The sequence below is a fragment of the Reyranella sp. genome, assembly GCF_965227665.1.
GTDB lineage: Bacteria > Pseudomonadota > Alphaproteobacteria > Reyranellales > Reyranellaceae > Reyranella.
This window is the reverse complement of the sequence record NZ_OZ245767.1, coordinates 3,656,463-3,669,244: the sequence shown is the minus strand read 5'-3', so window position 1 is coordinate 3,669,244 and position 12,782 is coordinate 3,656,463. Positions and strand designations below refer to the sequence as shown.

Annotated in this window: 15 protein-coding genes; 8 read left to right on the top strand and 7 right to left on the bottom strand. The window is 67.4% G+C overall.

The window, feature by feature from the left end; genetic code table 11:
* Positions 1-24: 24 nt before the first annotated feature.
* From pstB to pstS, 4 genes are read right to left on the bottom strand one after another with little or no spacing between them, the layout of a single operon-like run.
* The gene (gene pstB, locus ACO07I_RS17660) at positions 25-849 is read right to left on the bottom strand and encodes a phosphate ABC transporter ATP-binding protein PstB (protein WP_422018309.1); all 825 of its coding nucleotides are present in this window, start codon (positions 847-849) and stop codon (positions 25-27) included.
* 5 nt (positions 850-854) lie between these two features.
* Complete coding sequence (gene pstA, locus ACO07I_RS17655) at positions 855-1,727, bottom strand: phosphate ABC transporter permease PstA (protein ID WP_422009691.1); 873 nt, start codon at positions 1,725-1,727, stop codon at positions 855-857.
* A gap of 4 nt (positions 1,728-1,731) precedes the next feature.
* Positions 1,732-2,748: a phosphate ABC transporter permease subunit PstC gene (pstC, locus tag ACO07I_RS17650; protein ID WP_422009690.1), complete on the bottom strand. Its 1,017-nt coding sequence runs from the start codon at positions 2,746-2,748 to the stop codon at positions 1,732-1,734.
* A 49-nt stretch (positions 2,749-2,797) separates the two neighbouring features.
* On the bottom strand, positions 2,798-3,841 hold the full coding sequence (gene pstS, locus ACO07I_RS17645) for a phosphate ABC transporter substrate-binding protein PstS (RefSeq protein ID WP_422009689.1): 1,044 nt from the start codon (positions 3,839-3,841) through the stop codon (positions 2,798-2,800).
* Between the two features lie 259 nt (positions 3,842-4,100).
* Here pstS and phnG point away from each other — a divergent pair, with 259 nt between their 5' ends.
* The 8 genes from phnG to phnN are packed head-to-tail and all read left to right on the top strand — an operon-like array spanning position 4,101 to position 10,343.
* The gene (phnG, locus tag ACO07I_RS17640; protein ID WP_422009688.1) at positions 4,101-4,559 is read left to right on the top strand and encodes a phosphonate C-P lyase system protein PhnG; all 459 of its coding nucleotides are present in this window, start codon (positions 4,101-4,103) and stop codon (positions 4,557-4,559) included.
* On the top strand, positions 4,556-5,146 hold the full coding sequence (phnH, locus tag ACO07I_RS17635) for a phosphonate C-P lyase system protein PhnH (protein ID WP_422009687.1): 591 nt from the start codon (positions 4,556-4,558) through the stop codon (positions 5,144-5,146). Before phnG ends, phnH begins: the two co-directional genes overlap by 4 nt.
* Before the next feature lie 2 nt (positions 5,147-5,148).
* Entirely contained in the window at positions 5,149-6,252 is a 1,104-nt protein-coding gene (locus tag ACO07I_RS17630; protein WP_422009686.1) for a carbon-phosphorus lyase complex subunit PhnI, read from the top strand.
* 3 nt (positions 6,253-6,255) lie between these two features.
* Positions 6,256-7,113, top strand: coding sequence for an alpha-D-ribose 1-methylphosphonate 5-phosphate C-P-lyase PhnJ (locus ACO07I_RS17625; RefSeq protein WP_422009685.1), 858 nt, complete (start codon positions 6,256-6,258; stop codon positions 7,111-7,113).
* Positions 7,110-7,883, top strand: coding sequence for a phosphonate C-P lyase system protein PhnK (gene phnK, locus ACO07I_RS17620; RefSeq protein ID WP_422009684.1), 774 nt, complete (start codon positions 7,110-7,112; stop codon positions 7,881-7,883). Before ACO07I_RS17625 ends, phnK begins: the two co-directional genes overlap by 4 nt.
* Positions 7,884-7,890: 7 nt before the next feature.
* Positions 7,891-8,610, top strand: coding sequence for a phosphonate C-P lyase system protein PhnL (phnL, locus tag ACO07I_RS17615; protein WP_422009683.1), 720 nt, complete (start codon positions 7,891-7,893; stop codon positions 8,608-8,610).
* Positions 8,607-9,752, top strand: coding sequence for an alpha-D-ribose 1-methylphosphonate 5-triphosphate diphosphatase (locus ACO07I_RS17610; RefSeq protein ID WP_422009682.1), 1,146 nt, complete (start codon positions 8,607-8,609; stop codon positions 9,750-9,752). The genes phnL and ACO07I_RS17610 overlap by 4 nt, the downstream gene beginning before the upstream one ends.
* 15 nt (positions 9,753-9,767) lie before the next feature.
* The gene (gene phnN, locus ACO07I_RS17605; RefSeq protein WP_422009681.1) at positions 9,768-10,343 is read left to right on the top strand and encodes a phosphonate metabolism protein/1,5-bisphosphokinase (PRPP-forming) PhnN; all 576 of its coding nucleotides are present in this window, start codon (positions 9,768-9,770) and stop codon (positions 10,341-10,343) included.
* On the opposite strand, the gene ACO07I_RS17600 is transcribed toward phnN, so the two are convergent.
* The 3 genes from ACO07I_RS17600 to phnE (ACO07I_RS17590) form a co-directional block, all read right to left on the bottom strand.
* Complete coding sequence (locus tag ACO07I_RS17600; protein WP_422018307.1) at positions 10,291-10,968, bottom strand: DUF1045 domain-containing protein; 678 nt, start codon at positions 10,966-10,968, stop codon at positions 10,291-10,293. The two genes, phnN and ACO07I_RS17600, sit on opposite strands and share 53 nt — an antisense overlap.
* 80 nt (positions 10,969-11,048) lie before the next feature.
* Positions 11,049-11,885 (bottom strand): phosphonate ABC transporter, permease protein PhnE, encoded by an 837-nt coding sequence (gene phnE, locus ACO07I_RS17595; protein ID WP_422009680.1) that lies wholly within the window; start codon positions 11,883-11,885, stop codon positions 11,049-11,051.
* Complete coding sequence (gene phnE / locus ACO07I_RS17590) at positions 11,885-12,769, bottom strand: phosphonate ABC transporter, permease protein PhnE (protein WP_422009679.1); 885 nt, start codon at positions 12,767-12,769, stop codon at positions 11,885-11,887. Before phnE (ACO07I_RS17590) ends, phnE (ACO07I_RS17595) begins: the two co-directional genes overlap by 1 nt.
* Between the last annotated feature and the right edge of the window lie 13 nt (positions 12,770-12,782).

Below are 12,782 nucleotides of genomic sequence, written 5' to 3'. Positions count from 1 at the left end.
CCTTCTTCTCGTTCTCGTGGCCGCTCAGCCGAACCGGCCGGTGATGTAGGCCTGCGTCCGCTTGTCGGTCGGAGTGGTGAACAGCGTGGCGGTTGCACCGAACTCGACCAGCTCGCCCAGGTACATGAAGGCGGTGAAGTCTGAGACGCGCGCGGCCTGCTGCATGTTGTGGGTCACGATGACGATCGTGTAGTCCTGCTTCAGCTCGTCGATCAGCTCCTCGATCTTGGCGGTCGAGATCGGGTCGAGCGCCGAGCAAGGCTCGTCGAACAGGATGACTTCGGGCTTCACCGCCACGGTACGGGCGATGCAGAGGCGCTGCTGCTGTCCACCCGACAGGCTGAGGCCGCTGGCGTTCAGCTTGTCCTTGACCTCGTCCCACAGGGCGCCGCGGCGCAGAGCGTGCTCGACCCGGCCATCGAGTTCCGACTTGGGCAGGTTCTCGTAGAGCCGGACACCGAAGGCGATGTTCTCGTAGATCGTCATCGGGAACGGCGTCGGCTTCTGGAACACCATGCCGATGCGCGCGCGCAGGAGGTTGATGTCCTGGCCTTCGCGCAGAAGGTTGTCGCCATCGAACATCACGTCGCCGGTGGCGCGCTGCCCGGGATAGAGGTCGTACATCCGGTTCAGGATGCGCAGCAGGGTCGACTTGCCGCAGCCCGACGGTCCGATGAACGCCGTCGCCTTGTTGGCATAGAGCGACATGGTGATGCCCTTGAGCGCCCGGCTGTCGCCGTAGAAGAACTCGAGGTTCTTGATCGAGATCTTGGGCGTGAGCTTCGAGACGTCGAGCTTGGCGTGGCTGGCGACCGGAACCGCGACGTTGGGCGTTTCCGTGGATTGCATGGACATCAGGATTTCCTCGCGGAGGTGAGCGAACGGGCCAGGATGCTGAGACCCAGCACGGTGACGGTGATCAGAAGCGCGCCGGTCCAGGCAAGCTTCTGCCATTCGGCGTAGGGCGACAGGGCGAACTGGAAGATGACCACCGGCAGGCTGGGCATCGGCGCATTCATGTTCATGCTGAAGAACTGATTGTTCAGGGCGGTGAACAGGAGCGGTGCCGTCTCACCGCTGATGCGGGCAACGGCCAGCAGGATGCCGGTGACGATGCCGGCCTGCGCCGCGCGGTAGGCGATGCGGACGATCATGTGGGCGCGCGGCAGGCCGATCGAGGCCGCCGCCTCACGCAGCGTGTCGGGCACCAGATTGAGCATATCCTCGGTCGTGCGGACGACGACGGGGATCACGATGACGGCCAGGGCGACGGCGCCGGCCCATCCCGAGAAGTGGCCCATCGGCGCGACCAGGATCTCGTAGACGAACAGGCCGATCACGATCGACGGCGCGCTGAGCAGGATGTCGTTGATGAAGCGCACGACGCTCGACAGCTTGTCGTGACGGCCATACTCCGCGAGGTAGGTGCCGGCCAGGACGCCGATCGGCGTGCCGATCACCACCGCCAGGGCGGTCATCACGATGCTGCCCATGATGGCGTTGAGCAGGCCGCCCGCGGCGCCCGGCGGCGGCGTGTTCTCGGTGAACACCGCGAGCGAGAGCCCGCCGATGCCCTTGTAGAGCAGCACCCCCAGGATCAGGACCAGCCAGCCCAGTCCGAAAACGGTTGCAGCGTACGCCAGGCTCTTGGCGATGGTGTTGCGGCGGCGGCGGCCCGCGTAGAGCGGACTGTCCATGGCGGCCGTCTTGGAGGCAGTGGTTGCCATGATCTTACTTCCCTCCCTGCCGCTGCAGGCGCATCAGCATGTAGCGAGCGATCGCCAGCACGATGAAGGTGATGAAGAAGAGGATGAGGCCGAGCGCGACCAGCGACGAGGTGTAGAGATCGCCCACCGCTTCAGTGAATTCGTTGGCGATCGAGGCGGAGATCGTGGTGCCCGGTGCGAACAGCGAGGCCGAGACGTGATGGGCGTTGCCGATCACGAAGGTGACGGCCATCGTCTCGCCCAGCGCGCGGCCGAGGCCCAGCATGAAGCCGCCGATGACGCCGACCCGCGTGAACGGCAGGACGACGTAGCGGAACACTTCCCAGGTCGTGCAGCCGACGCCGTAGGCGGCTTCCTTGAGGACCGGCGGCACCGCGTCGAACACGTCGCGCGAGATCGAGGTGACGAACGGCAGAACCATGATCGCCAGGATGAGTCCGGCGGTGAACATGCCGATGCCATACGGCGGACCCGCGAACAGCGTCGACAGGATCGGCACATTGGCGAAGGTATCGATGAACAGCGGCTGCACGTATTGCTGCAGGAAAGGCGCGAAGACGAACAGGCCCCAGATGCCGTAGATGATGCTGGGGATACCGGCCAGCAGCTCGATGGCGATGCCGATCGGGCGGCGCAGCACCTTCGGGCAGAGCTCGGTCAGGAAGAAGGCGACCATCAGGCCGACCGGCACCGCGATCACCATCGCGATGAACGACGTGACCAGGGTGCCGAAGATCGGCGCCAGGGCACCGAACCGCTCAGTCACCGGGTTCCAGGATTCGTCGAACAGGAAGCCGAAGCCGAACGTGCCGAGCGCCGGCGCGGCACCGACGACGAGCGCGAGGATGACGCCGCTCAGCAGGGCGAGCACGGCGAGCGACGCGCCGCGCGTCAGCCCGTGGAATATCGAGTCCGTCAATCTCAGGCGTCGAAGCACCGCCGCCCGCGAGGCGGATACCGCCGCCGGCGCGCTTGCGCCCTTCAATGCAACTTCACTCACGTCCCGCTCCCCCGAAGCCATAAGCCCCCCAAGAATGAAGGGCGGGTGTCGCCACCCGCCCCGTCACCGTTCAGTTCGTCGGCGAGTACAGCGGCTTGCCGCTGGCGTCTTTGATTTCCGCCGCCCACATCTTCATGATGTCGTTGACGACGTTCTGGGGCATCGGCACGTAGTCGAGCGAGTCCGCCATGGCGTCGCCCTTGGTGTAGGCCCAGGCGAAGAACTTCAGCGCCTCGGCCGACTCCGCCATCTTCTCCGGCTTCTTGTACATCAGGATCCAGGTCGCGGCCGCCATCGGCCAGGACTGGTCGCCCGGCTGGTTGGCCAGGATCACGCCGAAGCCCGGCTTGGAGTTCCAGTCGGCGCTCGCCGCGGCGGACTGCACCGTATCCGAGCCCGGGGCGACAGCCTTGCCCGCCTTGTTGATCATCTTGGTGAAGATCATCTTGTTCTCTTTGGCGTAGGCGTACTCGACGTAGCCGATCGAGCCCTTGGTCTGCGCCACGTTACCGGCCACACCTTCGTTGCCCTTGGCGCCGATGCCCACCGGCCACTGCAGCGCCGTGCTCACGCCGACCTTCGTCTTCCAGTCCGGGCTCACCTCGGCCAGGTAGTAGGCGAAATTGTAGGTCGTGCCCGATCCGTCCGAACGACGCACCGGCACGATGGCCTGCTTCGGCAGCTTGACGTTGGGGTTGAGCTTGACGATCGCCGCATCGTCCCAGCTCTTGATCTGGCCGAGATAGATGTTCGCCAGCGTCGGCCCGTCGAGCACCAGCTCGCCCGGCTTGATGCCTTCGAGATTGACGACCGGCGTCACCGAACCCATCACCATCGGAAACTGCACGAGACCCGACTCTTCGAGATCCTTGCCCGTGAGCGGGGCGTCGGTGGCGCCGAAGGTCACGGTCTTGGCCTTGATCTGCTTGATGCCGCCGCCCGAGCCGATCGACTGGTAGTTGAGGCCGTTGCCGGTCTCCTTCTTGTAGGCGTCGGCCCACTTGGCATAGACCGGGTAGGGGAAGGTCGCGCCGGCGCCGGAAATGTCGATGGCATAGGCGGCCGCCGGGGACAGCGCGAAAGCTGTCGCGAGGACGATCTTGGTCAGGTTCACGGGGTTCTCCTGTGTTGAATTTCGAAGCGCCCGTCATCTAGGAGCCGTACGTCTCTCTCATATGACGGATATGTGACAATCCGATTACAGAGGCAGCTCGGCGCACAGGATAGCGGCCGCCCCATCCGGATTATTTGATATATATCAATAGGTTAGGGAAACCGGGTCAAGACCGGGTGACCGTCACACGAATTTAACGCGGCACCCTCGGAACGGTAACGCAGCGCCACGAAGGTGCGCCTCTTTCGAGAGCGTCCCGATGTCCTCCATCCCCACGATCGCGCGCCGGCAGCGATGGCTTTCCGTGCTCGCGAAGGCGCCCGCGGCCCGGCTCGCTTCTCTCTGGCAGACGCTTGGGTCGACACCTTCCTACACGGTCCTCCGTCGGCCCGAGATCGGGCTCGTCATGGTGCAGGGCCGCATCTCGGGCACCGGCGCTCCGTTTTGCGCCGGCGAGATGACGGTGACGCGCGCCGCCGTTCGGCTCGACAGCGGCGAGATGGGCTTCGGCTATGTCCGAGGCCGCGATGCCCGGCAAGCCGAGATCGTCGCGGCCATCGATGCGCTGGGCCAGCGCGCCGACTGGGTCGAGACACTCGAAGCCGCGATCGTGACGCCGCTCGCCCATGAGGCCGAGGCGCGCCACCGCCTGATCGCCGCCCGCGCCGCCGCCACCCGGGTGGATTTCTTCACCGTCGCGCGTGAGGCCGGCGCATGAGCACGACGCTCCTCGCTCCCGGCTTCGCCGATCCGGCGCACGATGCACAGCGCCTGTTCCGCGGCGTGCTGCACGCCTTCTCGCATCCCGGCCGCATCGTCGAGCTGCGCGATGCGCCAGCCGGACCGGGAACGCTCAGCCCGGCGGCTGCGGCCTTCCTGCTCACCTTCGCCGATCGCGAGACGCCCGTCTGGCTCGAGGCCGGCGTCGACAAGCAGGAGGTCCGCGACTTCCTGCGCTTCCATGCCGGCACGCCGATCGTCGCGTCGCGCGAGGCCGCGACCTTCGGCGTGATCATCGCCGGGGGCGGCGAGCCGTTCGCCGGCTTCGCCATCGGCACCGACACGTATCCCGACCGCGCCGCCACCCTGGTGATCGAGGTCCCGGCGCTCGAGGGCGGCCGGGCCACCACTTGGCGGGGCCCCGGCATCGACGGCGAGATCCGCGTCTCGATCGGCGGACTTGGCGACGGCTTCTGGTCGGCCTGGACCGCCAACCATGCCCTTTTCCCCTGCGGCGTCGATCTTGTCTTCGCCTCGGGATCGCGACTCATCGCGCTGCCGCGCAGCGTCGCCGTGGAGGCCTGACCATGTATGTCGCGGTCAAGGGCGGCGAAACCGCCATCGCCCATTCACTCGATCTCCTGGCCGACAAGCGTCGCGGCGACCGCCACGTCGCCGAGTTGTCGCTCGAGCAGATCGACCAGCAGCTCGGCCTCGCGGTCGACCGCGTCATGACCGAAGGCTCCTGCTACGACCGCAGCCTGGCCGCACTCGCCATTAAGCAGGCGCGTGGCGACCTCATCGAAGCGATCTTCCTGCTGCGGGCCTATCGCACCACCCTGCCGCGTTTCGGCGCGTCGGAACCGCTCGATACCACGCGCATGGTGGCGGAGCGCCGCATTTCATCGACCTTCAAGGATGTGCCGGGCGGCCAGGTGCTCGGTCCGACCTACGACTACACCCACCGGCTGCTCGACTTCTCGCTGGCCGCATCGGGCGAACGTCCCGAAGCACCGACCGCGCCGGCCGATGCGACGCATGCCCTGCCGCGCGTCGGCGACATCCTGCAGCGCGATGGCCTGCTCGAACCGCCGCCCTCGCGCGACGACGGCGAAGCGCGCGACCTGACGCGCGAACCGCTGGTGCTGCCGGCCAGCCGGCCCCTGCGCCTGCAGAATCTGGCGCGCGGCGATGAGGGTTTCCTGCTGGCGCTGGGCTATTCGACCCAGCGCGGCTACGGCAACAACCATCCCTTCGTCGGCGAGATCCGCTACGGCCATGTGCCGGTGTCGTTCGTGCCGGAGGAGTTGGGTTTCGCCATCGAGATCGGCGAGATCGAAGTGACCGAGTGCGACATGGTCAATCAGTTTGCCGGCTCGCACGACGTGCCGCCGCAGTTCACCCGCGGCTATGGGCTGGCCTTCGGTCATGCCGAGCGCAAGGCGATGGCGATGGCCCTGGTCGACCGTGCCCTGCGGGCCGACGAGCTGGGCGAGGCCGCGACCTCGCCCGCCCAGGACGAGGAATTCGTGCTTGCCCACAGCGACAATGTCGAGGGCTCGGGCTTCGTGCAGCACCTGAAGCTGCCGCACTATGTCGATTTCCAGTCCGAGCTGGTGGTGGTGCGCATGCTGCGCGCCGAGGTCGAGAAGCGCCGCGAGCAGGCCGCCCTCGCCCAGGCGGCAGAGTGAACCATGCCTGACACGACGATCCACGACACGACCCCGCAGGACGGCGCCTACAACTACGCCTATCTCGACGAGCAGACCAAACGGATGATCCGCCGCGCCATCCTGAAGGCGGTGGCGGTGCCCGGTTATCAGGTGCCTTTCGGTGGCCGCGAAATGCCGCTGCCCTATGGCTGGGGCACCGGCGGCATCCAGGTCACCGCCGCCATCATCGGTCGCGAAGACACGCTGAAGGTGATCGACCAGGGCGCCGACGACACCACCAACGCCGTCTCGATCCGCCGCTTCTTCGCCCGGGTCGCCGACGTCGCCACGACGACGCACACCGCGGAAGCCACCATTATCCAGACGCGGCATCGCGTGCCCGAGACGCCGCTGACCGATGGCCAGATCCTGGTCTTCCAGGTGCCGATCCCCGAGCCGCTGCGCATGCTCGAGCCACGCGAGACCGAGACCCGCACTTTGCATGCGCTGTCGGAATACGGTGTCATGCAGGTGAGCCTCTACGAGAGCATCGCCCGCCACGGCCGCATCGCCAAGACCTACAACTATCCGGTGATGGTGAACGGGCGCTACATCATGAGCCCCTCGCCCATCCCCAAGTTCGACAATCCCAAGCTCGACCACAGTCCCGCGCTGCAGCTCTACGGCGCCGGTCGCGAAAAGCGGATCTACGCGGTGCCGCCGCACACGCCGGTGAAGAGCCTCGACTTCGACGACCATCCGTTCGAGATCGAGACCTGGACCGAGAGCTGCGCGCTGTGCGGCTCGACGGAAAGTTTCCTCGACGAGATGATCGTCGACGACACCGGCAAGCGCCTGTTCGTCTGCTCCGACACCGACTATTGCGAGAGCCGGCGATGAGCGCGCCCCTGCTCTCCGCGCGCAACGTCGGCAAGCGCTTCGGCGGCCGCGTCGCGTGCCGCGACGTGAGCTTCGACCTGTGGCCCGGCGAGGTTCTGGGCATCGTGGGCGAATCGGGCTCGGGCAAGACGACCCTGCTCAACTGCCTGGCCGGTCGCCTCGTCCCCGACAGCGGCTCGGTCACTTACGAAACGAAGTCGGCGGGCACCATCGACGTGCATCGCCTGTCGGAAGCCCGCCGCCGCCTGCTGGCGCGCACCGAATGGGGTTTCGTGAACCAGGATGCCCGCGAGGGACTGCGCATGGGCGTCAGCGCCGGCGCCAACATCGGCGAGCGGCTGATGGCGGTGGGTGCACGTCACTATGGCGAAATCCGCGGTCAGGCCGCCGACTGGATGACGCGGGTCGAGATCGACGTCGAGCGCCTAGACGACCGGCCGAACACCTATTCCGGCGGCATGCGCCAGCGCCTGCAGATCGCGCGCAACCTGGTGAGCAATCCGCGGCTGGTCTTCATGGACGAGCCGACCGGCGGCCTCGACGTTTCGGTGCAGGCCCGCCTTCTCGATCTGCTGCGCGGCCTGGTCGAAGGGCTGCATCTGTCGGTCGTTCTGGTGACCCACGATCTCGGCGTCGCGCGGCTGCTGACGCACCGGTTGATGGTGATGCAGGGCGGCACGGTCGTTGAGCAGGGGCTCACCGACCAGGTGCTCGACGATCCGCAGCATCCCTACACCCAGATGCTCGTCGCTTCGATCCTGCCGGTGTGAGGCGACCATGACCTCTTCCCAACCCGCCCTGCGCGTCTCACGCCTCGCCAAGTCGTTCACCGTCCATGCCCAGGATGGCCTGTCGCTCCCCGTGCTGCGCGGCGTGTCGCTGGCCGTCTCGCCCGGCGAATGCCTGGCGCTGGTCGGCCCCTCGGGCGCCGGCAAGAGCACCCTGCTGCGCGCGCTCTACGGCAACTATCGCGCCGACAGCGGCTCGATCCGGGTCCGCCAGGACGATGAATGGACCGAGCTGGTCGGCGCCGAGCCGCGCACCGTTCTCGACGTGCGTCACCGCACCATGGGCTTCGTCAGCCAGTTCCTGCGGGTGATCCCGCGGGTCTCAGCCGTCGATGTCGTGGCCGAGCCGCTCCGGCGGCGCGGCACCGATCCCCTCGAGGCGCGGCAACGCGCGGAGTTCCTGCTGGCCATGCTCGGTATTCCCGCGCGGCTGTGGGCGCTGCCGCCCGCCACCTTCTCCGGCGGTGAACAGCAGAGGGTCAACATCGCCCGCTCGCTGATCGTCGATTATCCGGTCCTGCTGCTCGACGAGCCCACGGCATCGCTCGACGCCGCCAACCGTGACGGCGTGGTCGAGCTGATCTGCCAGCGGCGCGATGCCGGCGCCGCCATCGTCGGCATCTTCCACGACACCGACGTGCGCGATGCCGTCGCGACCCGCGTGCACGAAGTCGTTCCCCCTGCCCAGACGGCCGGAGTTTCGCCATGAGCCTCGAGATCATCCTGACCAACGCGCGCGTCGTGACCGCCGACGCCGAGTTCGACGGCACCGTCCTCGTTCGCGATGGCCGCATCGTGGAGATCGACACCGAGCGGTCGCATGCCGCGGGTGCCCTCGACCTCGAAGGCGACTATCTCGTGCCCGGTCTGGTCGAGCTGCACACCGACAACATGGAGAAGCACTTCGCCCCGCGTCCGGGCGTTAAGTGGCCGAGCGTTTCGGCCGTGATGGCACATGACACCCAGGTCAGCGCCGCCGGCATCACGACCGTGTTCGATTCGCTGGCCCTAGGCGACGTCCACGGCAAATCGGACCGTGTGGAGAACCGCGAGCGCATGATCGAGGCGGTCTGCATGGCCAACGACCGCCGCATGACGCGCGCCGAGCACCGCATCCACCTGCGCTGTGAGATCACGGCCGACGATGCCGTCGAAGCGGTCGACAAGTGGATAGACCTGCCGCTGGTCGGCCTGGTGTCGATCAACGATCATACGCCCGGCCAGCGCCAATTCCTCGATCCGGAGAAGCTGAAGCAATACTACAAGGGCAAGCACGCGATGACCGACGAGCAGTTCGAGGAATTCTCGATCCGCGTCACCGAGCTTCACCACCGCAACGCCGCGAAACATCGGCGGGAGATCGTGAGCCGCGCCCAGGCCCGCGCCCTGCCGATCGCCAGCCATGACGATGCGACCCACGGCCATGTCCAGGAAGCCGTCGCCAACGGCATGACCATCGCCGAATTCCCGACCACGCACGAAGCCGCCAGCGCCTCGCGCGAGGCCGGTCTCGCCATTCTGATGGGCGCGCCGAACCTCGTGCTGGGCGGCTCGCACTCCGGCAACATCGCCGCCATCGATCTGCTGCGCGCCGGCCATGTCGACATCCTGTCGTCGGACTATGTCCCGGCCAGCCTGATGGAAAGCGTGTTCAAGCTGCCCTCGTCGGGTATCGGCATCTCGCTGCCGCAGGCGGTGCGGCTGGCGACGCTCAACCCGGCCCGCGCCGTCGGCCTTGGCGATCGCGGCGAGATCGCGCCCGAGCGCCGCGCCGACCTGGTGAGGGTGCGCACCGTCGACGGCGCGGCTGTCGTGCGCGCCGTATGGCGCGAAGGCGACCGTGTGGTCTGACTTCTGTACGCGACGATGGAAGGCTCGCTGGTCTATGTCATGGGTCCGTCCGGCGCCGGCAAGGATTCTGTCCTCGGGCATGCCCGGACCCTGTTGCCGCCGGCAGCGCCGGTGGTGTTCGCGCACCGCTACATCACCCGGCCGGCCGACAGCGGCGGTGAGAACCATGTCGCGCTGACCCGCGAGGAGTTCGCCACGCGGCGCGCCTATGGCCTGTTCGCCTATCATTGGAACGCCCACGGCAACGACTATGGCGTCGGCCGCGAGATCCACGACTGGCGCGCCGCCGGTCTGACCGTGGTCGTGAGCGGCTCGCGCGACCATTTCCTGAGGACCGGCGGCCTCGATTCGCAGGCCCGCCCCGTCCTGATCACCGCGCCGGTCGAGCGTTTGCGCCAGCGCCTCGAAGGCCGTGGTCGCGAGTCCGCGATCGAGGCGGCGGAGCGGCTTGAGCGCGCCGATGCCTACGACCTCGACGATCCGCGTCTGGTGACCATCGTCAACGACGGCACCCTCGACGAGGCCGCCGCCGCCTTCGTCAGGCTGCTCGCCAGACCTGAGTGGCCAGACGCCGCCCTCCGCCGAGCCTGAACCGCGCCAGGACCGTGAACGGTCGGCCCGGCGCCGGCTGACGGAAGACGCAGAGATCGCGCACCGCCAGCGGCCGGTCGATGAAGCCCATGAAACGCCGACGCAGCTCGTCGAGGATGACGGCGCATTCGCGCGCGTCCGGCATCCGTCCGGTGAGGGTCAGGTGGAAGCGTCCCTGCTCGAGGACATACGGATAGCCCCAGCGCAGCAGCAGATTCTCCTGCCGCTCGGTCAGGCCCGCGGCGCGCCGACGCACCAGCTCGCCGTCATCGGCGGGACGACGGAATTCGTCGAACTCCGCGACGCAGCGATCCGAGAAATCCTGGAGCGAAGCGCACCGGTCCGCCGGCACCAGCGCGAGGAAATCCTGAAGTTCGGCCAGCGCCAGCGCCGGTACGTCGATCTGACGCTCGGTTGCGGCGAAGCGGCCGACGGCGTCAACGAAGTCTCGTTCTGTCGCGCCGTCGACCAAGGCAATCGGCGGCTTCAGCGTGCCGTGAAAGCCGTAAAGCCGGGGATCGGCGACGATCGCCGACAAGCGCTCGTGTGAGACGCCGCTCACCGGGACGAGGTCTCGGGCCTCGCCCGTCTCGGCGTTGCGACCGAGCCACCGGCTGGCAGCCACGGCCAAGGCCTCTTCCGGACGCGGCGCGTAGTAGACCGCATAGCGGGGCAGCCCCGCTGTCGATTCACCCGATGGTTCGCTCACGCGCTCACTCCCCCGCGACGGCCGATCATGGCGAAGCGCAGCTGGCTCGACACCAGGTCGATGGCCGCCACGGTGACCAGGATCATCAGGATGATGAAGGACGTCTGCTGCAGTTCCAGCGTCCGGATCGCCTCGGCGAGATGGAGGCCGATACCGCCCGCGCCGACGATGCCGATGATGGTGGCCGAGCGGGTGTTGGATTCGAAGTAGTAGAGGACCTGGCTCACCAGCACGGGGAAGACCTCGGGCAGGATGCCGAAGCGGATCCCCATGAAATGTCCGCCGCCGGTCGAGGCGATGCCTTCGACGGGCTTGCGGTCGGCCGCCTCGATCGCCTCGGAGAACAGCTTGCCGAAGCTGCCGATGTCGGACGTCATGATGGCCAGCGCTCCGGCGAAGGGTCCGAGCCCCACGACGTTGATCCAGATCAGCGCCCAGATCAGGATGTCGACGCTGCGGATCGTGTCGAGTGAGCGCCGGGCGAGGAAGCGCACGATCCGCTGCGCCGTGACGTTGCGCGCGGCGAGCAGACCAACCGGCAGGGCGAGCACCGCCGCCGACAGGGTCCCCAGCAGCGCAATGGCCACCGTCTCGATCAGCGCCATGCCATAGGCCCGCGCATGCGCCCACGACCCCGGATCGGGCGGCAGCATCAGGCCGGCAATCTCGACCAGCCGGCCCATGCCCGAGAGAAGCTTGCCGTCGAAGAAGCCCAGCACCCCCATGCCGTACAGGAGGAGGACGAGCATGGCGGTCGCCACGGCGATCATCGGCAGGCGCTGCGGCCCGAGGCGCTGGAAATGTTCGGGATAGCGCTCGCGCACGGCATCCATCAGTTCTTCCCTTCGAGGCCGATCAGGCGGTGACGCAGCAACGAGGTCAGGCTGTCGATGATGGCGACCGTGATCAGGATCATGACCAGAATCGCCGAGACATCGGAATAGTAGAACTTGCGGATCGCCTCGATCAGGTCCTGGCCGATACCGCCGGCGCCGACGAAGCCCATGACGGCCGCGCCGCGCACGTTGATCTCGAAGCGCAGCAGCGCGTAGCTCGCGAAGTTGGACAGGACCTGCGGCAGCGCGCCGAAGCGCATCGCGACGTGCCAGGAGGCGCCCGTCGACGACACGCCCTCGACCGGCTTCATGTCGATGTTCTCGACGACCTCGGCGAACAGCTTGCCGAGGGCACCCAGCGTATGGATGACGACCGCCAGGACGCCCGCCATCGGCCCGAGGCCGAAGGCGATGACGAACAGCAGGGCGAAGACCAGTTCCGGCACGGTGCGGCAGAGTTCGCAGAAGCGGCGGACGGTGATGCGCACCCAGCGGGAGGGTGCCACGTTCGCCGCGCCCAGGAACGCGAGGCCCGCGGCTGCCACCGCTCCCAGGAGTGTGCCGACATAAGCCATCAGCAAGGTCTCCCAGAGCAGCCGGAGCCAGCGGTCCAGGCCCCAGAACCACTCCCCGAAGTCCGTCCAGACGGGCTGGCCGTTCTCGAGATGGAACAGGCGGATGATGTAGCTCGGGAAGCGATGGATGTTCTCGAAGAACCTGACCGGCGACACCTCGGCCGAGATCGACGCGAGAAGCATCGCCGCCGCGACACACGCCACCATCAGCAGCGTGTGCCAGCGACGCGACCGCACCGAGGCGTCGTAGGCCGCCACGAGCGGCCTCAACTGCGCCTCGGGCAGACGTGTGACGTGCGTACTCAAGACAAAGCGAACG